This window comes from Pseudomonas sp. ACN5 (assembly GCF_002303975.1).
In the GTDB taxonomy this organism is placed as follows: Bacteria; Pseudomonadota; Gammaproteobacteria; order Pseudomonadales; family Pseudomonadaceae; genus Aquipseudomonas; species Aquipseudomonas laurylsulfatiphila.
Genome location: NZ_MRCP01000002.1, coordinates 455,345 through 478,842 on the forward strand (window position 1 = coordinate 455,345; position 23,498 = coordinate 478,842).

Sequence of the window (23,498 nt, forward strand, 5' to 3'; positions counted from 1 at the left end):
ACAAAATTTGCGCTCACCGCCGGTCCTTGTGGGAGCGGGCTTGCCCGCGATGAGGCCCTGAAGAACACTGCAACATTCAGATCCGCCAGAAAGGCTTCAGCCCCTCCTCCAACGCCTGCTCCCGCGTCAGCCCGACATCCTTGAGCTGATCCGGTGTCAGCGCCAGCAACGCCTTGCGCGTATGCAGCCGACGCCAGAACTGATCCCAACGACTCTGGCCGGACGACGCAGTGTGCATGCCCGCCTCCCGCGCGCCGTTGTTCTGCCCTGTCGCCAGTTCCTGACTGTGTAATGTCAGCCGCACATCGCTCAAACCGTTCATCTTGGGTGCTCCTGTTTACTTGGGTAGCCAGAGGTTCCATGATGCGCGGGCGGGTAAAAGCATTACAGATTCAAAGCGACTGTATTAACTCCATACAGTTTTGCCGATTCCGCCACTGAATCCCGATTTTTCATCTTATCTGTACTGGTTAACCGAACCTTCCCTATCGAGGCTGCACCATGACCCTTTACGTCAACCTGGCCGAACTGCTCGGCACGCGTATCGAACAGGGCTTCTATCGCCCCGGTGACCGGCTGCCCTCGGTACGGGCGCTGAGCGTCGAGCACGGCGTCAGCCTGAGCACGGTGCAGCAGGCCTATCGGGTGCTGGAGGACAGTGGACTGGCCACGCCACGTCCCAAATCCGGGTACTTCGTCCCGGCCAGCCGCGAACTGCCGGATTTGCCGGCAGTCGGCCGCCCGGCCCAACGGCCGGTGGACATCTCCCAATGGGATCAGGTGCTGGAGTTGATTCGCGCCGTGCCGCGCAAAGACGTGGTGCAACTGGGCCGCGGCATGCCGGACATCACCAGTCCAACCATGAAGCCACTGTTGCGCGACCTGGCACGGATCAGCCGGCGGCAGGACATGCCCGGCCTGTATTACGACAACATCCACGGCAACCTCGAACTGCGCGAACAGATCGCCCGCCTGATGCTAGATTCCGGCTGCCAGTTGGGTGCCAGCGACCTGGTAGTGACCACCGGTTGCCACGAAGCGCTGTCCACCAGCATTCGGGCGATCTGCGAACCGGGAGACATTGTGGCGGTGGACTCGCCGAGCTTTCACGGTGCGATGCAAACCCTCAAGGGCCTGGGCATGAAGGCTCTGGAAATCCCCACCGATCCACTGACCGGTATCAGCCTCGAAGCGCTGGAACTGGCCCTGGAGCAGTGGCCGATCAAGGTCATACAGTTGACCCCCAACTGCAACAACCCGCTGGGCTACATCATGCCGGAGTCGCGCAAACGCGCGTTGTTGATGCTTGCGCAGCGGTTTGACGTGGCGATCATCGAGGACGATGTGTATGGCGAACTGGCCTACACCTATCCGCGCCCGCGCACGATCAAGTCCTTCGACGAGGACGGTCGCGTCCTGTTGTGCAGTTCGTTTTCCAAGACCCTGGCACCGGGCCTGCGCATCGGCTGGGTCGCACCCGGCCGCTATCTGGAACGGGTGCTGCACATGAAATACATCAGCACCGGCTCCACCGCGCCGCAACCCCAGATCGCCATCGCCGAGTTTCTCAAGGGCGGCCACTTCGAACCGCATTTGCGGCGGATGCGCACTCAATACCAGCGTAATCGCGACATGATGATCGATTGGGTAACCCGCTACTTCCCGGCCGGCACCCGCGCCAGTCGCCCACAAGGCAGCTTCATGCTGTGGGTCGAACTGCCGGAAGGCTTCGACACCCTGAAACTGAATCGCGCCTTGCACGACCAGGGCGTACAGATTGCCGTGGGCAGTATTTTTTCCGCCTCCGGCAAATACCGCAATTGCCTGCGCATGAACTACGCTGCCAAGCCAACACCGCAGATCGAAGACGCGGTGCGCAAGGTCGGTGCGACAGCGATCAAACTGCTGGCGGAAACCGATCAGCTCAGCGACTGACTTTTATTCTGGATTCAGCGTCCATATGCCTGACTATGCCGCCAAACGGAACGACCCCACGTGAGAGTCAGACAGCCCCTGCTTGCTCTTGTGCTACTCGCCGCGTTCCTGGGCGGTTGCGCCAGCCTCGACGTACAGCGTGTACCGAGCCAGGCGCTGCCGGCTTCAGACTCAGCCTTTGGCCGCTCGGTCCAGGCACAGGCCGCGCCTTACAAGGGACAATCGGGCTTCCGCCTGCTATCGGACAGCACCGAGGCCTTCACCGCCCGTGCCGAACTGATCCGCAACGCCCAAAGCAGCCTCGATTTGCAGTACTACATCGTGCACGACGGCATCAGCACACGCATGCTGATCGAGGAATTGCTCAAGGCCGCCGACCGGGGCGTGCGGGTGCGGGTACTGCTTGATGACACGACCAGCGATGGCCTGGACCGCGTCATTGCCACCCTCGCCGCGCACCCGCAAATCCAGATCCGAGTGTTCAATCCGCTGAACCTGGGCCGCAGTACGGGGGTGACACGTACCACTGGCCGACTGCTCAACCTGTCGCAACAGCATCGACGCATGCATAACAAGTTGTGGCTGGCGGACAGCAGCATGGCCATCGTCGGCGGGCGAAATCTGGGGGATGAGTATTACGATGCCGAGCCCAACATGAATTTCACTGACATCGACTTGCTCGGTGTCGGCCCGGTTGCCGAGCAACTCGGGCACAGTTTCGACCAATACTGGAACAGCGCCCTGAGCAAGCCGATCGACGAATTCCTGTCGAGCAAACCCACCCTCCACGACCTGGAAAACACCCGCACCCGACTGGAAGAGTCCCTGGCGGAAACCCGCAAGCAGGATCACGCGCTCTACAAACACTTGATGACCTTCGCCACCCATCCGCGCCTGGACATCTGGCGCCGCGAACTGATCTGGGCCTGGAACCAGGCATTGTGGGATGCACCGAGCAAGGTACTGGCCAAGGGCGAGCCCGATCCGCAGTTGCTGCTGACCACGCAATTGGCGCCTGAACTCGACGGCGTCCGCAAAGAGCTGATCATGATTTCGGCTTATTTCGTGCCTGGCCAACCCGGGCTGGTGTACCTGACCGGGCGCGCCGATGCCGGCGTTTCGGTGCGTTTGCTGACCAATTCACTGGAAGCCACGGACGTTCCTGCGGTTCACGGTGGTTACGCGCCCTATCGCAGGGCATTGCTGGAACATGGCGTGAAGCTGTACGAATTGCGTCGCCAACCCGGCGAGGGAGGCGGCAGCGGTAGCGGGCCGCATCTGTTTTCCAGCAGCTCCTATCGCGGCTCCGATTCCAGCCTGCACAGCAAGGCGATGATCTTCGACCAGCAGAAATCCTTTATCGGCTCGTTCAATTTCGATCCGCGCTCAGTGCTGTGGAACACCGAGGTCGGCGTGCTGGTGGACAGCCCGGAATTGGCTGCACGGGTCCGTGAGCTGGCGCTGCAGGGCATGGCGCCAGCCCTGAGCTATCAAGTGGAGCTGGAGAACGGTCAGATTGTCTGGAGCACAGAAGACGACGGAAAAATGCACACCCTGACCAAGGAGCCAGGGAGCTGGTGGCGTCGCCTCAATGCGTGGCTGAGCAATACGGTTGGGCTGGAGCGGATGTTGTAGCCTCCTCAAAAGGTCGCAACCCTGTAGGAGCTGCCGAAGGCTGCGATCTTTTGATCTTTTGATCTATGCCGGTTGCACCGCACCAAACGCCCCTTGCCGCGACACAACGATCAACACGCCCAAGGCCCCGACTGCCATCAGCAACGGCAACGCATGGCCGCTGATCCACTGGCTGCCGGCGCCCGCCAGCAACGGCCCGACCAGGCAACCAATGCCCCACAGCTGGGCGATGTGCGCGTTGGCCCGCACCAGCGCATCGTCGCGATAACGCTCGCCGATCAGGATCAGCGACAGGGTGAACAAACCGCCGGCACTGGCGCCAAACAAGACCCACAGCGGCCAGATCAGCAGCGTATCGATCAGCATCGGAATTGCCAGGCTCGACACCAGCAAGACGACTGCACAGCCGGTAAACAACGCCCGGCGCGACAAGCGATCGGCCAGTGCACCAATCGGAAACTGCAGCACCGCATCGCCGACCACCACCGTACTGACCATCGCCAGCGCGATCTCCGTGGTGAAACCCTGGCGCAGGCAATAGACCGGCAACAGGGTCAGAATCATCGCCTCGAACGCGGCGAACAGCGACACCGCCCAGGCAATCGCCGGCAGGCCACGACAGAAAGCGAGCAAATCACTCAAGGTCACGCTGCTGGCCTCGCTGCTCGGTGCACCACTGCGGCCCAGCAACAGGAACGGAGCCGCCATCAGCAAACCGACACCCACCCAAAAGCCATAATCGTGTTCGGTACCGAGAAACCCCAGCAACACCGGGCCTGCCAGCTGACTCAACGCATAGCTGCTGCCATACAGCGCCACCAGCCGCCCGCGCCACTCCTCGACCACCAATTGATTGATCCAGCTTTCACCGATAATGAATACGAGGGTCAGGATCACCCCGATCATCAACCGCAGCACCAGCCAGACCGGATAACTCGGCAACAGCGCCAGCAATCCGATCGAAACCGCCCCGGCCCACAGGCACAGGCGCATCAGATTGGCCGTGCCGAATCGCGCCGCCAGATGGCTGGAGATTTTCGCCCCCAACAGGACGCCAATGGCCGGCATCGCGGCCATGACACCAATGGCAAACGAGCCGTAGCCCCAGCTCTCCAGCCGAAACGACACCAGCGGCATGCTGACGCCCAGGGCCAGGCCGACACTCAGGACAGATGCCAAGACGGCGAAATAAGTCGCCCAACGCATGTTCCACGCTCCTGTGGATTGATTTTTCTTCAGGACACACAAAACAAATGTGGGAGCGGGCTTGCTCGCGAAGAGGCCATCACATCCAACATCAATGTTGGCTGATACACCGCCTTCGCGAGCAAGCCCGCTCCCACAAGGGATCTGCGTCGTTCGGGAGGCCTTGCTACCCGGCAGGCCTCCCTCACGAGCTTACAACTTGATCCAGGTCGCCTTCAGCTCGGTGTACTTGTCGAACGCGTGCAGGGACTTGTCGCGACCGTTGCCGGACTGTTTGAAGCCACCGAACGGAGCGGTCATGTCGCCGCCATCGTACTGGTTGACCCACACGCTACCAGCACGCAGTGCGCGGGCGGTGAGGTGAGCCTTGGAAATGTCGGCTGTCCAGACCGCAGCGGCCAGACCGTACGGCGTGTCGTTGGCGATCGCGATGGCCTCTTCGGCGTTGTCGAATGCGATAACCGACAGTACCGGGCCGAAAATTTCTTCCTGAGCGATTTTCATCGCATTGCTCACACCGTCGAAAATCGTCGGCTCAACGTAAGTGCCGCCAGTTTCCTGGAGGGTACGCTTGCCACCGGCCACCAGTTTGGCGCCGTCGGCATGGCCGGACTCGATGTAGGACAGCACGGTGTTCATCTGCTGGGTATCGACCAGCGCGCCAACATTGGTCGCCGGATCCAGCGGGTTGCCCGGCTTCCAGGTTTTCAGCGCCTCGATCACCAGCGGCAGGAATTTATCCTTGATCGAACGCTCCACCAGCAAACGCGAACCGGCGGTGCAGACTTCGCCCTGGTTGAAGGCGATGGCGCCAGCAGCGGCTTCGGCAGCTTCCTGCAGGTTCGGCGCATCGGCGAAGACGATGTTCGGGCTCTTGCCGCCGGCTTCGAGCCAGACGCGCTTCATGTTCGACTCGCCGGAGTAGATCAGCAGTTGCTTGGCGATTTTGGTAGAGCCGGTGAATACGAGAGTGTCGACGTCGTTGTGCAGGGCCAGCGCCTTGCCGACGGTGTGGCCGTAACCTGGCAGCACGTTCAGCACGCCTTTCGGAATGCCGGCTTCTACGGCCAGAGCGGCGATGCGGATGGCGGTCAGTGGCGATTTTTCCGACGGCTTGAGGATCACCGAGTTACCGGTGGACAGCGCCGGGCCCAGTTTCCAGCACGCCATCATCAGCGGGAAGTTCCACGGCACGATGGCCCCGACCACGCCGACCGGCTCACGGGTCACCAGACCCAACTGATCGTGCGGGGTGGCGGCGACTTCGTCGTAGATCTTGTCGATGGCTTCGCCGCTCCAGCTCAGGGCTTGCGCCGCGCCAGGGACGTCGATGTACAGGGAGTCGCTGATTGGCTTGCCCATGTCCAGGGTTTCTAGCAGCGCAAGCTCTTCGGCGTGCTGTTTGAGCAGTCCGGCGAAACGGATCATGGTGGCTTTGCGCTTGGTCGGCGCCAGGCGCGACCAGACACCGGAATTGAACGTGGCGCGGGCGTTTTCCACGGCGCGCTGGGCATCGGCGGCGTCACAGCTGGCAATCCTGCCCAGCAGACGGCCATCGACCGGGCTGATGCACTCGAAGGTCTCGGCGGAAACGGCGTCGGTGTATTCGCCATTGATATAGGCGCGGCCTTCGATTTTCAGATCGCGGGCACGTTGTTCCCAGTCGGCACGGGTCAGGGTGGTCATGCGAGTGTCCTCCTCTTATTGATACGACACCCGCGTTCTTCGCGGGCGCTGTCAGGAATTCTGCCCGGCCAGCCTGCTTTTCGGCCGAAGGCATCCACCACCCTAAACCAGCCGCACATGAAGTTTCAATATATTTGACATAACGCCGGCAAACGGCCTTGCGATGTTCATTTTAATAAACATAGACTTTGGGCTCATCAACCAACCGCGCCGCAATCACGGGGAGATAACAACAATGAACATCCAGAACGTCGTCGACTTCAGCCAGGCTACCACTGCCGCCGAGCGCTACCGTCCGGATCCGGCCAAAGTGCTCAAGGGCGACCCGGAACAAGCGGTGTACAACCACTACAACAGTCCTTGTGGTCAGTTGAATGCTGGCGTGTGGGAAGGTGAAGTCGGACAGTGGACGGTGAATTTCACCGAGCACGAGTACTGCGAGATCCTGCAAGGGGTTTCGGTGCTGCGTGACAGCGACGGCAATGCCAAGACCCTGCGCGCAGGCGACCGCTTTGTGATCCCCGCGGGTTTTCGCGGTACCTGGGAAGTGCTGGAGCCGTGCCGCAAGATCTACGTAGCGTTTGAACAGAAGGCTTGAAGACTGCGTTGTCAGGGCTGGCCCCTTCGCGAGCAAGCCCGCTCCCACACTTGGTTGTCGCCGGACACAAATATGGTGTTCACCGAAGCTCGAATGTGGGAGCGGGCTTGCTCGCGAAGGAGCTCTGACAGGCACTGCATAACCCACAGACAACAAAAAAGGCCCGTATCTCGCGATACGGGCCTTTTTCGTAAGAAAGAAAAATCAATTACTTGATTTTGCCTTCTTTGTAGATCACGTGCTTGCGAACAACCGGATCATATTTCTTGATCTCGATTTTGTCCGGGGTAGTACGCTTGTTCTTGTCGGTAGTGTAGAAGTGACCAGTACCGGCGCTCGAAATCAAACGAATCAATTCACGCATGATTAGCTCCCTTAAACCTTGCCATCGCGGCGAAGTTCGGCCAGCACGACAGTGATGCCACGCTTGTCGATGATACGCATGCCTTTGGCAGATACGCGCAGACGCACAAAACGTTTCTCTTCTTCAACCCAGAAGCGGTGATGCTGCAGGTTCGGCAGGAAACGACGACGGGTTTTGTTGTTTGCGTGGGAAATGTTATTCCCGGTTACCGGACCCTTACCGGTAACTTGACATACTCTAGACATGCCTCAGCCCTCTAAAACCACATGCCCAACCCGGCATGGGTTGGCCGCTTAATCTCTCAGTCATTTGGCGCCAGGCGCCGCGTTTCTTTAGAGGTCTTACCGGCTACACCTACAGTGAAGGAACCGGGCCCCTAGAAAAGAGCGCTGCTTTATACCAGAAAGACTGGAGAGCAACAACATTCAGTATGCGTTGAATTCACAAAATCCCCGTTTTCCCGGCTCCGAGCGCTTTGGACAAAGGCTATCGCCGATGGCGACCGCTCGTCGCAGAGAATAGGGCATTGGGCCAACCAAGGGGGTTTCTCAACCGCTGCACAGCAAAATCAGTCGCCTATAGTCCTCTGAAAATGAAAAAGGGGATAGTCATTTACAAAAGAGCCCACTAGGGTAAGTCTTTTCCAGACTGCACTTGCAGATGGGCCTTCGATCTGTAAAGGAAGCCGACCATGCGCCTCGCTGCCCTACCGCTGTTGCTCGCCCCGCTTCTGCTGAGCCCACAAGCCTTTGCCGCCGCCCTGAGCGTCTGCACCGAGGCCAGCCCTGAAGGGTTCGATGTGGTGCAGTACAACTCGTTGACCACCACCAACGCCTCGGCCGACGTGCTGATGAACCGCCTGGTGGATTTCGACACGGCCAGTGGCAAAGTGGTCGCCAGTCTCGCCGACAGCTGGGAAGTCAGCCCCGACGGCCTGATCTACGTCTTCAAGTTGCACCCGCAGGTAAAATTCCATCGCACCGAGTACTTCACCCCAACGCGCGACCTGAACGCCGAAGACGTGATTTTCAGCTTCGACCGCATGCTCGACCCGGCCAATGCGTGGCACAAAGTCGCCCAGAGCGGCTTCCCGCATGCGCAATCGATGCAGTTGCCGGCGCTGATAAAGAAAATCGACGCCCTCGACCCACAGACCGTGCGCTTCACCCTCGACCACGCGGATTCGACCTTCCTGGCGACCCTGAGCATGGGCTTCGCCTCGATCTATTCGGCCGAGTACGCGGACAAGCTGATGAAGGCCGGCACGCCTGAAAAACTCAACAGCCAGCCGATCGGCACGGGGCCGTTCGTATTCACGCGCTTCCAGAAGGATGCCTCGGTTCGCTATAAAGCCAACCCCGACTACTTCGCCGGCAAACCCTCTGTCGATCCGCTGATCTTTGCCATCACACCGGACGCCAATGTCCGCTTGCAGAAATTACGGCGCAATGAATGCCAGATCGCCCTGTCGCCCAAGCCTCTGGACGTACAGGAAGCGCTGAAAGAGCCGACCCTGAAAGTCGAAAAGACTGACGCGTTCATGACCGCATTCGTCGGCATCAACAGCCAGCATCCACCGCTGGACAAGCCAGAAGTGCGTCAGGCCATCAACCTTGCCTTCGACAAGACCAATTACATCAAAGCCGTGTTCGAAGACACCGCCGAAGCGGCCAATGGTCCGTATCCGCCGAACACCTGGAGCTATGCGAAAAGCCTTCCGGGGTATCCGCATGACGTCGAGAAGGCCAAGGCGCTGATGGCCAAAGCCGGGCTCAAGGAAGGCTTCCGGACCACCCTCTGGACCCGTCCTTCCGGCAGCCTCCTCAACCCCAACCCGAGCCTCGGCGCTCAACTGCTGCAATCCGACCTGGCGGAAATCGGCATCCAGGCCGAAATCCGGGTGATCGAATGGGGCGAGCTGATCCGCCGCGCCAAGGCCGGTGAACACGACTTGCTGTTCATGGGCTGGGCCGGTGACAACGGCGATCCGGACAACTTCCTCACGCCGCAGTTTTCCTGCGCCGCGGTCAAGTCCGGCACCAACTTCGCCCGCTACTGCAATGCGGACCTGGACAAGCTGATCAGCGCTGGCAAGACCACCGGCGAGCAAGGCGTGCGCACCAAGCTCTACGAACAGGCGCAGACGCAGATCCAGCAACAGGCGCTGTGGTTGCCCCTGGCCCACCCGACGGCCTTCGCGCTGACGCGCAAGGATGTCGAGGGGTATTCGGTCAGCCCGTTCGGGCGGCAGGATTACTCCAAGGTCAAACTCAAATAATCGACACACGAACCTGTAGGAGCGAGCTTGCTCGCGATGGACGTCAACGATAACGCGGAAAGCCAGACACCCCGCAGCGTTCTCGGGTTTATCGCGAGCAAGCTCGCTCCTACAAGGGGCCACGCCCTACATCCACCCATACTCAGCCATCGACAGCGGATCGCCATCGCCAATGATGAAATGGTCGAGCACCCGCACATCAATCAACTCCAGCGCCTCTTGCAGACGCTTGGTCAGCACCCGGTCGGACTGACTGGGGTCACTGTTGCCCGAAGGATGGTTGTGGCAGAGGATCAATGCCGCTGCGTTGTTGGCCAAGGCGCGCTTGACCACCTCTCGCGGATGAACGCTGGTGTTGTCAATGGAACCGCGAAACAGCGTCTCAAACGCCAGTACCTGATGCCTGGAGTCGAGAAACAGGCAACCAAACACCTCATGCGGCTCATGGCGCAGCATTGATTTCAGGTACTCGCGAACCGCCTGCGGATTCTCCAGTGCCGATTTTTGACGCGCACGCTCGGCCAGATGGCGCCTGCTCATTTCTTGCGCAGCCTGCAACTGTGCAAATTTCGCCGGCCCCAGCCCCAACTGCTTGCTGAACGCTTCCTGATCGGCCTCAAGTAGCAAACGCAGGCTGCCAAACTGATTCAACAGATGTCGGGCCAAATCCACGGCGCTTTTACCGACCACGCCTGTCCGTAAAAATATCGCCAGCAATTCGGCGTCCGAAAGGCTTCCCGAGCCCTGTTCAAGCAACCTCTCCCGCGGCCGTTCCGCCGCCGGCCAATCGCGAATACTCATAACACCTCCCTGTCTGTGGGCGCCGCTGTTCCGTAGCGGTCGCTGTGATATCGTAGCCCATCTTTTTTGCGGGCGAATTCACCCTGGGGAGGGGGTTTCGCCACGTATGTCACCAACGAATTGAAAGGCAGGCCTATGCAGCGGCTGTATCGGAAACGCATTGTTCTGGGCGTCGGCGGCGGTATCGCTGCCTACAAGAGCGCCGACCTGGTTCGCCGCCTGATCGACCAGGGCGCCGAAGTGCGCGTGGTCATGACCCGTGGCGGCGCAGAGTTCATCACCCCGTTGACCATGCAGGCCCTGTCCGGGCACCCGGTCCATCTGGACCTGTTGGATCCGGCGGCCGAAGCGGCCATGGGCCACATCGAACTGGCGAAATGGGCCGACCTGGTGCTGATCGCCCCCGCCACGGCGGATCTGATTGCCCGCCTGGCCCAGGGCATTGCCGATGACCTGCTGACCACACTGGTGCTGGCCACCGACGCGGTGGTCGCCGTTGCCCCGGCCATGAACCAGGCCATGTGGCGCGATCCGGCGACCCAGGGCAACCTGCAAACCCTCGAAAGCCGCGACATCAAGGTCTTCGGCCCGGCCTCCGGCAGCCAGGCCTGCGGCGACGTCGGCCTGGGGCGCATGCTCGAAGCCCTTGAGCTGGCCCAGTGCGCGGCTGACTGCTTCCAGCGTCAGGCCCTGACCGGCAAACACGTGCTGATCACAGCCGGCCCGACTCAGGAAAACATCGACCCGGTGCGCTACATCACCAACCACAGCTCCGGGAAAATGGGCTTTGCCCTGGCCGAAGCCGCCGTGGAAGCCGGTGCCCGCGTAACCCTGATCACCGGCCCCGTGCATCTGCCGACCCCGGATCGAGTCACTCGCATCGACGTGGTCAGTGCCCGCGACATGCTCGCCGCCTGCGAAGCAGCCATCCCTTGCGACCTGTTCATCGCCTCGGCAGCTGTCGCGGACTACCGGCCTGAAGTCGTCGCCCCACAGAAACTCAAGAAAGATCCTACGAACGGCGACGGCTTGTTGCTACAGATGGTGCGTAACCCGGACATCCTGGCCACCATCGCCACCCGCCCCGACCGCCCGTTCAGTGTCGGTTTCGCCGCCGAGACCGAACACCTGCTCGATTACGCTGCGCGCAAGTTGAAAGACAAGAACCTCGATTTGATCGTCGCCAACGACGTCGCCAACCCGAGCATTGGCTTCAACAGCGAAGAAAACGCCTGCAGCGTCATCGATCGTGAGCTTCACGCCACACTTTTCGCCCAGACCAGCAAGAGCAAGATTGCTCGCCAGCTGATCACTTTTATCGCCGAACGTCTGAACCAGGTTTAATTTACATGCACGCTTTGCAAGCCAAGATCCTCGACCCCCGCATCGGTACCGAATTCCCGCTGCCGCAATACGCCACACCGGGCTCCGCCGGCCTCGACCTGCGCGCCATGCTGGAGCAGGACACCGTGATCAAGCCGGGTGAAACCGTGCTGATCCCTACCGGCCTGTCGGTCTACATCGGTGACCCGAACCTGGCGGCGCTGATTCTGCCGCGCTCGGGGATGGGCCATAAGCACGGCATCGTGCTGGGCAATCTGGTCGGCCTGATCGACTCCGATTACCAGGGCCCGCTGATGGTCTCCTGCTGGAACCGTGGCCAGACCGAATTCACCATGCCGGTCGGTGAGCGCCTGGCGCAACTGGTGCTGGTGCCGGTGGTGCAGGCTCACTTCGAGATGGTTGAAGAGTTTGTTGAAACCGAGCGCGGCACTGGCGGTTTCGGCCATACCGGTACCCGTTGATCGAGATCCATCGTGGCGAGGGAGCAAGCTCTCTCGCCACAAAATTCAAATTGTCATCTGCAACGTTTAGCACCGAAAATCAAGGCATTGCCCGGCCAAACCCTTGCCGTCAGGGGCGTCATGGCCCTTTCACACCACGAACTCTCTGTGGAAAACGCCGTCATACCCTTCAGTTTGAACCTGTCGCCGAATGACTCGGCGGCCTGTCCAGCCACTTTCGAGATGGAGCATTTCCACAGATGAACACCCCGGCCAAAATTGCACCCAAGTTCCCTGACAGCATCTTCCGCGCCTATGACATCCGCGGCACCGTCCCGGAATTCCTGAACGCCGAGACCGCTTACTGGATTGGCCGCGCCGTCGGCTCCCAAAGCCTGGCCCAGGGCGAGCCAAATGTGTCCGTCGGTCGCGACGGTCGCTTGTCCGGTCCGGAGTTGGTCGCACAATTGATCAAAGGCATCGCCGACAGCGGCTGCCACGTCAGCGATGTCGGCCTGGTCCCGACGCCGGCGCTGTACTACGCCGCCAACGTGCTGGCCGGCAAATCCGGGGTGATGCTCACCGGCAGCCACAACCCGTCGAACTACAACGGCTTCAAGATCGTCATTGCCGGCGACACCCTGGCCAACGAACAGATCCAGGCCCTGCACGACCGCCTCAAGACCAACAACCTGAGCAGCGGCCAGGGCAGCATCACCCAGGTCGAAATCCTCGACCGCTACACCACCGAAATCGTCCAGGACATCAAGCTGGCCCGTCGCCTGAAAGTGGTTGTCGACTGCGGCAACGGCGCGGCCGGCGTGATTGCCCCGCAGCTGATCGAAGCGCTGAACTGCGAAGTCATCCCGCTGTTCTGCGAAGTCGACGGCAACTTCCCGAACCACCACCCGGACCCGGGCAAGCCTGAAAACCTCGTCGACCTGATCGCCAAGGTCAAGGAAACCAACGCTGACATCGGCCTGGCCTTCGACGGCGACGGCGACCGCGTCGGCGTGGTGACCAACACCGGCAGTATCGTCTATCCGGACCGCCTGCTGATGCTGTTCGCCCGCGACGTCGTGGCGCGCAACCCGGGCGCCGAGATCATCTTCGACGTCAAATGCACCCGTCGCCTGATTCCGCTGATCAAGGAATACGGCGGCCGGTCGTTAATGTGGAAAACCGGTCACTCGTTGATCAAAAAGAAAATGAAACAATCCGGCGCCTTGCTGGCTGGCGAAATGAGCGGGCACATCTTCTTCAAGGAGCGCTGGTTCGGTTTCGACGACGGCATCTACAGCGCCGCGCGGTTGCTGGAGATCCTCAGCAAGGAAAAATCCTCGGCCGAAGAGCTGTTCGCGACCTTCCCGAACGATATTTCTACGCCGGAAATCAATATCCATGTGACCGAAGAGAGCAAATTCAGCATCATTGATGCACTGCACGACGCACAGTGGGGCCCAGGCGTCGACCTGACCACCATTGACGGCGTGCGAGTCGACTACGCCAAAGGCTGGGGCCTGGTACGCGCATCCAACACCACACCGGTGCTGGTGCTGCGTTTCGAGGCCGATGACGAGGCTGAATTGCAGCGCATCAAGGACGTTTTCAAAGTCCAGTTGAAGCGCGTTGCACCTGATCTCCAACTACCGTTCTGATTCACCCGGAGCCCTGAATGACCCTCGAACGCGAAGCCGCCGCCAACACCGCCAAGGTCCTGTCCGAAGCGTTGCCTTATATCCGCCGATACGTCGGCAAGACACTGGTGATCAAATACGGCGGCAACGCGATGGAAAGCGAGGAGCTGAAAACCGGCTTCGCCCGCGACATCGTGCTGATGAAGGCCGTGGGCATCAACCCGGTGGTGGTTCACGGCGGCGGCCCGCAAATCGGTGACCTGCTCAAGCGTCTGTCGATCGAGAGTCATTTCGTCGACGGCATGCGCGTCACCGACGCCGCGACCATGGACGTGGTGGAAATGGTCCTCGGGGGCCAGGTCAACAAGGACATCGTCAACCTGATCAACCGCCACGGTGGCAGCGCCATCGGTCTGACCGGTAAAGACGCCGAGCTGATTCGTGCGAAGAAGCTCACCGTCACCCGCCAGACCCCGGAGATGACCACCCCGGAAATCATCGACATCGGCCATGTGGGCGAAGTGGTCGGGATCAATACCGATTTGCTGAACCTGCTGGTCAAAGGCGATTTCATCCCGGTTATCGCGCCAATCGGCGTCGGCGCCAACGGTGAGTCGTACAACATCAACGCCGACTTGGTGGCCGGTAAAGTCGCCGAAGCATTGAAAGCAGAGAAACTGATGCTGCTGACCAATATCGCCGGCCTGATGGACAAGTCGGGCAAGGTCCTGACCGGCCTGACGACTCAACAGGTCGACGAACTAATCGCCGACGGCACCATCTACGGCGGCATGCTGCCGAAGATCCGTTGCGCACTGGAAGCGGTCCAGGGCGGCGTGGGCAGCTCGCTGATCATCGACGGCCGCGTGCCGAACGCGATCCTGCTGGAAATCTTCACCGATACCGGCGTGGGTACCTTGATCAGCAATCGCAAGCGTCCTTAAGCGATAGCGCAATGAAAAAGACCCCGCTCAGCCTGGCTGAGCGGGGTCTTTTTTTGCCGCACTCCCTGTAGGAGCGAGCTTGCTCGCGAAAAACGCCAACGATAACGCAGGGTGCCTGGCGAAAAGCGGCGCTCTGACGTGCATCGCGAGCAAGCTCGCTCCTACAAGGGAATTGCGGTTAAACGCCGAACTGGGCGCGGTACGCTTCGACAGCAGGCAGGTGCTGCTTGAGCTGCGGATCGTCCGCCAGGAATTCCAGCACCTGATTCAGCGAAACAATGCTGATGACCGGGATGCCGAAGTCACGCTCGACTTCCTGGATCGCCGACAACTCGCCATTGCCGCGCTCCTGACGGTTCAGGGCGATCAGCACGCCAGCGGCCTTGGCGCCGTCCTGGGAGGCGATGATCTGCATCACTTCACGGATGGCTGTACCGGCGGTGATCACGTCGTCGATGATCAGCACTTCGCCGGTCAAAGGTGCGCCCACCAGACTGCCGCCTTCGCCGTGGGCCTTGGCTTCCTTGCGATTGAAGCACCATGGCAGGTCACGGTTGTGATGTTCAGCCAGAGCCACGGCGGTAGTCGCCGCCAACGGGATGCCTTTGTAGGCCGGGCCAAACAGTACGTCGAACGCAATGCCGCTTTCGGCAATGGCAGCGGCGTAGAAACGACCCAGCTGCGCCAGGGCCGAACCCGAGTTGAAGAGCCCCGCATTGAAGAAGTAAGGACTGGTGCGCCCGGACTTCAGGGTGAACTCACCGAAGCGCAAAACGCCGCGATCGATGGCAAAACGGATGAAATCGCGCTGATACGCTTGCATGAAAAACCCCAAATACCACGGATTTAGCTAATTAGCTTGACGCCGTGTATCATACACGCACGCGATTTTTGGGGCCATTTATGCGGATCATCAGTGTGAACGTCAATGGTATTCAGGCTGCAGTCGAGCGTGGTTTGCTCAGTTGGCTGCAGGCACAGAATGCCGACGTCATCTGCCTGCAGGACACCCGCGCCTCCGCCTTTGAACTGGACGATCCAGCCTTCCAACTGGATGGATACTTCCTTTATGCCTGCGATGCCGAAGTCCCCGCCCAAGGTGGCGTGGCTTTGTATTCGCGGCTGCAACCGAAGGCTGTCATCAGCGGTCTCGGTTTCGAGACGGCCGACCGCTACGGGCGCTACCTGCAAGCCGATTTCGACAAGGTCAGCATCGCGACCTTGCTGCTCCCTTCGGGGCAGAACGGCGATGAAGACTTGAACCAGAAGTTCAAGCTAATGGACGACTTCGCCCGTTATCTGGATAAACAGCGACGCAAACGTCGCGAGTACATCTATTGTGGCTCGCTGTACGTGGCGCAACAGAAGCTGGATATCAAGAACTGGCGCGACAGCCAGCAATCTCCGGGTTTCCTGGCGCCTGAACGCGCCTGGATGGACGAGATTGTCGGCAACATGGGCTATGTCGACGCCCTGCGCGAAGTCAGCCGCGAAGGCGACCAGTACAGCTGGTGGCCGGATAACGAACAGGCGGAGATGCTCAACCTTGGTTGGCGCTTCGACTATCAACTGCTGACCCCGGGCCTGCGCCGCTTCGTACGCAGTGCACGCTTGCCACGCCAGCCGCGGTTCTCGCAACACGCGCCGTTGATCGTGGACTACGACTGGACGCTGACCATCTGAGCGTCGTTTTGCAGATACAAAAAAGCCGACAGCAATGTCGGCTTTTTTGTGGACGGTGATTGCCGCCCTCTGTAGGAGCGAGCCTGCTCGCGATGGACGAAAGAGCACCGCTGGGTGTCAGGTATCCAATGTCATCATTAACGACCATCGCGAGCAGGCTCGCTCCTACAAAGGGGTATTCGATCGTTATTTGATCAATCGCCAGGTAAACGGGTACCGGTAAGGAAACCCTTCATTGGCTTTCACACCGGCAATAATCGTCAGCACCAGCGCACCTATCGCCACCAGTCCGAACAGGAAGAACCCGATGATCACCACCATCAGCAGGAAGCAGATGGCCGAGGCAATGGCGACGGTGATCTGGAAGTTCAAAGCCTCCTTGCCCTGGGCGTCGATGAACGGGTCCATCTCGCGCTTCATTTGCCAGAGAATCAGCGGACCGATCAGCGTGCCGAACGGAATCCAGATCCCCAGCAAGGCGGACAGGTGACAGAACATCGCCCACTGACGCACCTCCTGGCTCGGCGTGGGCAGCGGCAGTTGTTCGTCACTCATGGTGTCCTCCTTGCCTGGAGCGGTGCGGTCAGTCGGCCAATGCGGCCTTTTGCAGTTCGAAGATCTCGTTCATGCCTTTCTTCGCCAGTTCCAGCATGGCGTTCAGCTCTTCAGGCTGGAACGGCGCGCCTTCGGCAGTACCCTGGACTTCGATGAAACCGCCAGCACTGGTCATCACCACGTTCAGGTCGGTTTCGGCCGCCGAGTCTTCCAGGTAGTCGAGGTCGAGCACAGGCTCGCCCTTGTACATGCCCACGGAAACAGCAGCGATCATCTGCTTGACCGGGTCGCCGCCTTTCAGGCCGCCACGCTTCTTGATCACTTTCAAGGCATCGATCAGCGCGACCATGGAACCGGTGATCGACGCCGTACGGGTGCCACCGTCTGCCTGGATCACGTCGCAGTCGACGTACAGGGTGACGTCGCCCAGCTTGGTCATGTCCAGCGCAGCGCGCAGGGAGCGGCCGATCAGACGCTGGATTTCCAGCGTACGGCCGCCTTGCTTGCCACGGCTGGCTTCACGCTGGTTACGCTCGCCGGTGGCACGTGGCAGCATGCCGTACTCGGCGGTCAGCCAGCCCTGGCCCTGGCCTTTGAGGAAACGCGGTACGCCCGGTTCAACGCTGACGGTGCAGATGACCTTGGTATCACCGAACTCGACCAGCACAGAACCCTCGGCGTGTTTGGTGTAGTTGCGGGTGATGCGGATCGAGCGGAGCTGATCGGCAGCGCGACCACTTGGACGTATCATAGGGAATACCTGTACTGGGGACGGAAAACTGCGGAGCATTATAGAGCCGACGACCGCTACTGGGCACTTCTAAAAAAATCCGCCGACGACCGAAGGCTCTGCACTGCACGCCGGCGCAGGCCTGCCGCTCTTTGTCACACCCTGTGTTTGGGCGCATCCGCGTCACTGCGCTACAATCCTGCGCCTTTGCTGCCAGTCGGCTTTAATTCATTGATATCGGATTCCCGGAACCACGGTTCTGCGCCGATCTGCCTTGCGAGGTACCGCCATGGTGCACAGCATGACCGCCTTCGCCCGCGTCGAAAAAGCCGGCGTCCAGGGCACCCTGAGCTGGGAACTGCGGTCGGTCAACAGCCGCTACCTGGAACCCCACCTGCGCCTGCCGGAGTCCTTTCGCGACCTCGAAGGCGCGGTACGTGAAGCCCTGCGCCAAGGCGTATCGCGGGGCAAGCTCGAATGCACCCTGCGCTTCACCGAAGAAAACACCGGCAAAGCGCTGCAGATCGATCAGGAGCGCGCCGCGCAACTGGTCGCCGCCGCCGAGACCATCGCCGGCCTGATCAAGAACCCGGCCGCGCTGAACCCGCTGGAAGTCCTGGCCTGGCCCGGCGTGCTGGTGGGCGACGCCTCCGACCCGCAAGCCTTGAACGCCGAAGCGCTGGCACTGTTCAACCAGGGCCTCAAGGAACTCAAGGCCGGCCGCGAGCGCGAAGGTGCGGAGCTGGCACGGTTGATCAACGAGCGCCTGACCTCCATCGAAGAAGACGTGGTGACCCTGCGCGAACTGGTCCCGCAGATGCTCGCCACCCAGCGCCAGAAAGTCCTCGACCGTTTCGCCGACATGAAGGCCGAGATGGACCCGCAGCGCCTGGAGCAGGAAATGGTCATGCTCGCGCAGAAAAGCGACGTCGCCGAAGAACTGGATCGCCTGAGCACTCACATCATCGAAGTTCGCCGGGTACTCAAATCCGGCGGCGCTGCCGGGCGGCGCCTGGACTTCCTGATGCAGGAACTCAACCGCGAAGCCAACACACTGGGCTCCAAAGCCTTCGACCCGCGCAGCACCCAGGCTGCGGTCAACCTCAAGGTGTTGATCGAGCAGATGCGCGAACAAGTGCAGAATATTGAGTAAGGCTACCCCGACATGACCCACAGCACTGGCACCCTTTACATCATTTCCGCCCCTTCGGGCGCGGGCAAGAGCAGCCTGGTCAAGGCCCTGACCGACGCCAATCCGGAGATCCGCGTCTCGGTCTCCCACACCACCCGCGCCATGCGCCCGGGTGAAGTGAATGGCGTGAACTATCACTTCGTCGACCGCAGCGAGTTCGTGAAGATGATCGAGCACGGCGATTTCCTCGAGCGCGCCGAAGTGTTCGGCAATCTCTATGGCACCTCGCAAAGCCACCTGCAGCAAACCCTGGACGAAGGCCACGACCTGATCCTGGAAATCGACTGGCAAGGTGCCGAGCAAGTGCGCAAGCTGATGCCGCAGGCCCGTTCGGTCTTCATCCTGCCGCCGTCACTGCAGGCCCTGCACCAGCGCCTGACCAACCGTGGCCAGGACAGCGACGAGATCATTGACGGCCGGATGCGCGAAGCCGTCAGCGAAATGAGCCATTACGTCGACTACGATTACCTGATCATCAACGACGATTTCGCCCACGCACTGCACGACCTGAAGGCAATTTTCCGCGCCAATCAGCTGATTCAGAAGCGTCAGCAGCAGCGTCACGGCAAATTGCTGGCTGAATTGCTCGGTTAATCAGCTCTTCCCAAAACCGCTGCAAGGGCTTTACATTGGCACTTGCAGCGCGTTGAAGGGCTTGGTCAAAAAATCAGCGCTTCCCTAATCGCTGGTGATTTTTTAAACTGTTGAGTCCGCTCGCCCATCCGGGCAGCGCGCATATTGCATTTGCTACGAGGAAGACCATGGCCCGCGTAACCGTTGAAGACTGCCTAGAACACGTGGATAACCGCTTTGAGCTGGTCATGCTCTCTACCAAGCGTGCCCGTCAACTGGCCACCGGCGGCAAAGAGCCGAAAGTAGCATGGGAAAACGACAAGCCTACCGTCGTCGCCCTGCGCGAAATCGCTGAAGGCCTGATCGACTACGCAGCTATCGCCGAAGCCGAAATCGTTGAAGATGAACCGCTTTTTGCTGCATTCGAGGACGAGTCCAACGAGGCCGTCTAAGCCTATGCCTGGTCGACGTAGCACGGCGCGGGATCACAGCCTACGGCAGGAGACATCATGCCGAGCATAGACGCCCTCGCCGATCGCTTATCGACCTACCTCGGCAATGACCAGGTCAACCTGGTCCGCCGAGCGTATTTCTACGCCGAACAAGCCCACGACGGCCAACGCCGTCGTAGCGGCGAGGCGTACGTCACGCACCCACTCGCGGTGGCGAATATTCTTGCCGACATGCACATGGACCATCAGAGCCTGATGGCCGCAATGCTGCATGACGTGATCGAAGACACCGGTATTGCCAAGGAAGCGCTGCAAGCGCAGTTCGGCGAAACCGTGGCCGAACTGGTCGACGGGGTCAGCAAACTGACCCAGATGAACTTCGAGACCAAGGCCGAGGCACAAGCCGAAAACTTCCAGAAAATGGCCATGGCCATGGCCCGCGACATTCGCGTGATCCTGGTCAAGCTGGCCGACCGCCTGCACAACATGCGCACCCTGGAAGTGCTGTCCGGTGAAAAACGCCGACGCATCGCCAAGGAAACCCTGGAAATCTATGCGCCCATCGCCAACCGGCTGGGCATGCACGCCATCCGCGTAGAATTCGAAGACCTCGGCTTCAAGGCCATGCACCCGATGCGTTCCGCGCGGATCTACCAGGCCGTCAAGCGCGCCCGGGGCAACCGCAAGGAAATCGTCAACAAAATCGAAGAATCCTTAAGCCACTGCCTGGCCATCGACGGCATCCAGGGCGAGGTCAGCGGTCGCCAGAAACACCTCTACGGCATCTACACGAAAATGCGCGGCAAGCGTCGGGCCTTCAACGAGATCATGGACGTCTACGCGTTCCGGATCATCGTCGACAAGGTCGATACCTGCTACCGCGTGCTGGGTGCTGTACATAACTTATACAAACCACTGCCGGGGCGCTTCAAGGATTACATCGCGATCCCCAAGGCCAACGGCTACCAGTCGCTGCATACCACGCTGTTCGGCATGCACGGTGTTCCGATCGAGATCCAGATCCGCACCCGTGAAATGGAAGAGATGGCCAACAACGGCATCGCCGCCCATTGGCTGTACAAGTCCAGCGGCGACGAACAGCCGAAAGGCACTCACGCCCGCGCCCGCCAGTGGGTCAAGGGCGTGCTGGAAATGCAGCAACGCGCCGGCAACTCTCTGGAATTCATCGAGAGCGTGAAGATCGACCTGTTCCCGGACGAGGTCTACGTGTTCACGCCCAAGGGCCGGATCATGGAGCTGCCCAAGGGTTCCACGGCGGTCGACTTCGCTTACGCAGTGCATACCGACGTGGGCAACAGCTGCATTGCCTGCCGGATCAACCGTCGTCTCGCACCGCTGTCCGAACCGCTGCAAAGCGGCTCCACGGTCGAGATCGTCAGCGCACCCGGCGCACGGCCGAACCCGGCATGGCTCAACTTCGTGGTCACCGGCAAGGCGCGCACGCACATCCGCCATGCACTGAAACTGCAACGCCGCTCCGAATCCATCAGCCTGGGCGAACGCCTGCTGAACAAGGTCCTCAACGGATTCGACAGCGCGCTGGAAAAAATCCCGGCTGAACGCGTCAAGGCGATGCTCGCCGAGTACCGCCTCGAACTGATCGAGGATTTGCTCGAGGATATCGGCCTGGGCAATCGCATGGCCTATGTGGTGGCTCGCCGACTGCTCGGCGAAGGCGAACAGCTGCCAAGCCCGGAAGGCCCGCTGGCGATTCGCGGTACCGAAGGCCTGGTACTCAGCTACGCCAAGTGCTGCACACCGATCCCGGGCGACCCGATTGTCGGCCACCTGTCCGCGGGCAAAGGCATGGTCGTGCACCTGGACAACTGCCGCAATATCAGTGAAATCCGCCACAACCCGGAAAAATGCATCCAGCTCTCGTGGGCCAAGGATGTCACCGGCGAATTCAACGTCGAACTGCGCGTCGAACTGGAACACCAGCGCGGCCTGATTGCCCTGCTGGCCAGCAGCGTCAACGCCGCCGACGGCAACATCGAGAAAATCAGCATGGACGAACGCGATGGTCGCATCAGCGTGGTCCAGTTGGTGGTCAGCGTGCACGATCGCGTGCACCTGGCCCGCGTGATCAAGAAACTGCGTGCCCTGACCGGGGTGATTCGCATCACCCGCATGCGCGCATAAGCCCACTTACAAGGAGTCATTCATGACCAAGACTGTTATCACCAGCGACAAGGCCCCGGCGGCCATCGGTACTTACTCCCAGGCGATCAAGGCCGGCAACACCGTCTACATGTCGGGTCAGATTCCTCTGGACCCAAAAACCATGGAACTGGTTGAAGGCTTCGAAGCCCAGACCGTCCAGGTGTTCGAGAACCTCAAGGCCGTAGCCGAAGCAGCCGGTGGTTCGTTCAAGGACATCGTCAAGCTGAACATCTTCCTCACCGACCTGAGCCACTTCGCCAAGGTCAACGAGATCATGGGCAAGTACTTCGACCAGCCTTACCCTGCCCGCGCCGCCATCGGCGTTGCAGCCCTGCCTAAGGGTTCGCAGGTTGAAATGGATGCCATCCTGGTCATCGAGTAATGTGCACGGCGCAGCCTGGGGCTGCGCCGACTGCCCTGCTGTAAAGAAAGTTTGAAAGGATTCCACCATGCGCAATGCGCTTGCTCTCTCGCTGCTCGCCCTGCTTCTGGGCGGATGTGCCAGCAACCCTGCCGATCGTGATATCAGCGGCACCTGGATCAATCAGGTGGCGATCGATGCTGCCGCCAAAGGCGTCCCCCTGCGTGAAGCGCTCCAGGCCTATGGCCCGAACCTGGAATGGGACATCAACACCAAGGCCGGCCAGGCCCGCTACACCAATGGCTTTGAAAACGTCGACGGCAAGCTGCTGGGTGAAGAATCCGGCGCCTGGAAAATCGACTTTTACGGCAGCTCGGCCAGCGAGCTGAAGCGTGATGGCAAGCAACTCAGCCAGTCCGCCAGCGAAAACGAGCCCGAGCAGGTTTTCGACCGCGCCCAGATTCCAGTGCCGGACGGCGCTCCGATCGGCGCCAGTTTCGAGCGTGCACTGTATTCAGCCTACATGGGCGGCAGCTGGACAATCGTCAGCGGTACCGGCGAAGGCAACACGGTTCAATTCCAGGCCGACGGCCAGGTGACCGGTCTGCCCGGCAGCGACCGCTATGCGTTGTGCCTGGCTGGCGATTGCGCCTCCATGAGCGGCGGCAATGACAACATGTGGCTGCAACTCAATGGCCAGGGCAACGCCTGGATCTTTGCGCGCAAGGGCAAGGAGCTGGAGATTTTCCAGACCGTGAACACGGCGCAGGCGGACGAAATGCCTTCGTTCACTCCGGGTGAGCGCAAGTGGTTGCTCGAGAAGCAGTAACCTGCGCATAACCCATGTGGGAGCGGGCTTGCGAAAACGGTGTAACAGCCAACAGAGATGTTGAATGTCAT

Annotated in this window: 23 protein-coding genes and 1 pseudogene; 15 read left to right on the forward strand and 9 right to left on the reverse strand. The window is 60.4% G+C overall.

Annotated features, from left to right (window positions below):
- Positions 1-76 precede the first annotated feature (76 nt).
- Positions 77-322, reverse strand: a complete 246-nt coding sequence (locus tag BSF40_RS05330; RefSeq protein ID WP_095964327.1) for a DUF1127 domain-containing protein — start codon at positions 320-322, stop codon at positions 77-79.
- Between the two features lie 179 nt (positions 323-501).
- Between BSF40_RS05330 and BSF40_RS05335 the strand changes: the two genes are divergently transcribed.
- Both BSF40_RS05335 and BSF40_RS05340 read left to right on the forward strand, forming a co-directional pair.
- Complete coding sequence (locus tag BSF40_RS05335) at positions 502-1,935, forward strand: PLP-dependent aminotransferase family protein (RefSeq protein WP_095964328.1); 1,434 nt, start codon at positions 502-504, stop codon at positions 1,933-1,935.
- A 60-nt stretch (positions 1,936-1,995) separates the two neighbouring features.
- Positions 1,996-3,570 carry a phospholipase D family protein gene (locus tag BSF40_RS05340; RefSeq protein WP_095964329.1) on the forward strand — a complete coding sequence of 525 codons (1,575 nt, stop codon included), beginning with the start codon at positions 1,996-1,998 and terminating at the stop codon, positions 3,568-3,570.
- A gap of 63 nt (positions 3,571-3,633) precedes the next feature.
- On the opposite strand, the gene BSF40_RS05345 is transcribed toward BSF40_RS05340, so the two are convergent.
- A complete protein-coding gene (locus tag BSF40_RS05345) occupies positions 3,634-4,776 on the reverse strand; it encodes an MFS transporter (protein ID WP_095964330.1) in 1,143 nt (380 codons plus the stop codon).
- Positions 4,777-4,968: 192 nt separating this feature from the next.
- Positions 4,969-6,462: an aldehyde dehydrogenase gene (locus BSF40_RS05350; protein WP_015097360.1), complete on the reverse strand. Its 1,494-nt coding sequence runs from the start codon at positions 6,460-6,462 to the stop codon at positions 4,969-4,971.
- Between the two features lie 235 nt (positions 6,463-6,697).
- Here BSF40_RS05350 and BSF40_RS05355 point away from each other — a divergent pair, with 235 nt between their 5' ends.
- Entirely contained in the window at positions 6,698-7,060 is a 363-nt protein-coding gene (locus BSF40_RS05355; RefSeq protein WP_095964331.1) for a cupin domain-containing protein, read from the forward strand.
- 208 nt (positions 7,061-7,268) lie between these two features.
- On the opposite strand, the gene rpmG is transcribed toward BSF40_RS05355, so the two are convergent.
- Positions 7,269-7,424: a 50S ribosomal protein L33 gene (gene rpmG, locus BSF40_RS05360; RefSeq protein WP_003177274.1), complete on the reverse strand. Its 156-nt coding sequence runs from the start codon at positions 7,422-7,424 to the stop codon at positions 7,269-7,271.
- 11 nt (positions 7,425-7,435) lie between these two features.
- Positions 7,436-7,669: a 50S ribosomal protein L28 gene (gene rpmB, locus BSF40_RS05365; RefSeq protein ID WP_007975166.1), complete on the reverse strand. Its 234-nt coding sequence runs from the start codon at positions 7,667-7,669 to the stop codon at positions 7,436-7,438.
- A gap of 446 nt (positions 7,670-8,115) precedes the next feature.
- Between rpmB and BSF40_RS05370 the strand changes: the two genes are divergently transcribed.
- Positions 8,116-9,702 carry an ABC transporter substrate-binding protein gene (locus BSF40_RS05370; protein ID WP_095964332.1) on the forward strand — a complete coding sequence of 529 codons (1,587 nt, stop codon included), beginning with the start codon at positions 8,116-8,118 and terminating at the stop codon, positions 9,700-9,702.
- 126 nt (positions 9,703-9,828) lie between these two features.
- Here the strand turns inward: BSF40_RS05370 and radC are convergent, their stop codons facing one another.
- Positions 9,829-10,503 (reverse strand): DNA repair protein RadC, encoded by a 675-nt coding sequence (gene radC / locus BSF40_RS05375; RefSeq protein WP_095964333.1) that lies wholly within the window; start codon positions 10,501-10,503, stop codon positions 9,829-9,831.
- A gap of 135 nt (positions 10,504-10,638) precedes the next feature.
- On the opposite strand from radC, the gene coaBC reads away from it, so the two are divergent.
- From coaBC to argB, 4 genes and pseudogenes are all read left to right on the forward strand, one after another.
- Positions 10,639-11,847: a bifunctional phosphopantothenoylcysteine decarboxylase/phosphopantothenate--cysteine ligase CoaBC gene (gene coaBC, locus BSF40_RS05380; protein ID WP_095964334.1), complete on the forward strand. Its 1,209-nt coding sequence runs from the start codon at positions 10,639-10,641 to the stop codon at positions 11,845-11,847.
- Between the two features lie 5 nt (positions 11,848-11,852).
- The gene (gene dut, locus BSF40_RS05385; protein WP_007975171.1) at positions 11,853-12,308 is read left to right on the forward strand and encodes a dUTP diphosphatase; all 456 of its coding nucleotides are present in this window, start codon (positions 11,853-11,855) and stop codon (positions 12,306-12,308) included.
- A gap of 260 nt (positions 12,309-12,568) precedes the next feature.
- A pseudogene (locus tag BSF40_RS05390) lies at positions 12,569-13,945 on the forward strand (phosphomannomutase/phosphoglucomutase); the annotation flags it as partial.
- Positions 13,946-13,962: 17 nt separating this feature from the next.
- Complete coding sequence (gene argB / locus BSF40_RS05395; protein WP_015097366.1) at positions 13,963-14,868, forward strand: acetylglutamate kinase; 906 nt, start codon at positions 13,963-13,965, stop codon at positions 14,866-14,868.
- Positions 14,869-15,046: 178 nt separating this feature from the next.
- On the opposite strand, the gene pyrE is transcribed toward argB, so the two are convergent.
- Positions 15,047-15,691, reverse strand: a complete 645-nt coding sequence (pyrE, locus tag BSF40_RS05400; RefSeq protein ID WP_007975175.1) for an orotate phosphoribosyltransferase — start codon at positions 15,689-15,691, stop codon at positions 15,047-15,049.
- 80 nt (positions 15,692-15,771) lie between these two features.
- On the opposite strand from pyrE, the gene BSF40_RS05405 reads away from it, so the two are divergent.
- Positions 15,772-16,551, forward strand: a complete 780-nt coding sequence (locus BSF40_RS05405; RefSeq protein ID WP_003176915.1) for an exodeoxyribonuclease III — start codon at positions 15,772-15,774, stop codon at positions 16,549-16,551.
- Between the two features lie 186 nt (positions 16,552-16,737).
- Here the strand turns inward: BSF40_RS05405 and BSF40_RS05410 are convergent, their stop codons facing one another.
- Positions 16,738-17,106: a DUF4870 domain-containing protein gene (locus BSF40_RS05410; RefSeq protein ID WP_007975177.1), complete on the reverse strand. Its 369-nt coding sequence runs from the start codon at positions 17,104-17,106 to the stop codon at positions 16,738-16,740.
- Between the two features lie 28 nt (positions 17,107-17,134).
- Positions 17,135-17,857 carry a ribonuclease PH gene (gene rph, locus BSF40_RS05415; protein ID WP_007975179.1) on the reverse strand — a complete coding sequence of 241 codons (723 nt, stop codon included), beginning with the start codon at positions 17,855-17,857 and terminating at the stop codon, positions 17,135-17,137.
- Positions 17,858-18,125: 268 nt separating this feature from the next.
- Here rph and BSF40_RS05420 point away from each other — a divergent pair, with 268 nt between their 5' ends.
- The 6 genes from BSF40_RS05420 to BSF40_RS05445 all read left to right on the forward strand — a co-directional run bounded on the left by BSF40_RS05420 (position 18,126) and on the right by BSF40_RS05445 (position 23,427).
- A complete protein-coding gene (locus BSF40_RS05420; protein WP_095964336.1) occupies positions 18,126-18,989 on the forward strand; it encodes a YicC/YloC family endoribonuclease in 864 nt (287 codons plus the stop codon).
- 12 nt (positions 18,990-19,001) lie between these two features.
- Complete coding sequence (gene gmk, locus BSF40_RS05425) at positions 19,002-19,622, forward strand: guanylate kinase (RefSeq protein ID WP_095964337.1); 621 nt, start codon at positions 19,002-19,004, stop codon at positions 19,620-19,622.
- Positions 19,623-19,789: 167 nt separating this feature from the next.
- Positions 19,790-20,053, forward strand: coding sequence for a DNA-directed RNA polymerase subunit omega (rpoZ, locus tag BSF40_RS05430; protein ID WP_007921129.1), 264 nt, complete (start codon positions 19,790-19,792; stop codon positions 20,051-20,053).
- A 57-nt stretch (positions 20,054-20,110) separates the two neighbouring features.
- Entirely contained in the window at positions 20,111-22,216 is a 2,106-nt protein-coding gene (gene spoT, locus BSF40_RS05435) for a bifunctional GTP diphosphokinase/guanosine-3',5'-bis pyrophosphate 3'-pyrophosphohydrolase (protein WP_095964338.1), read from the forward strand.
- A gap of 22 nt (positions 22,217-22,238) precedes the next feature.
- Positions 22,239-22,619, forward strand: a complete 381-nt coding sequence (locus tag BSF40_RS05440) for a RidA family protein (protein ID WP_003229509.1) — start codon at positions 22,239-22,241, stop codon at positions 22,617-22,619.
- Between the two features lie 67 nt (positions 22,620-22,686).
- A complete protein-coding gene (locus tag BSF40_RS05445) occupies positions 22,687-23,427 on the forward strand; it encodes a hypothetical protein (protein WP_007989583.1) in 741 nt (246 codons plus the stop codon).
- Positions 23,428-23,498: the final 71 nt, after the last annotated feature.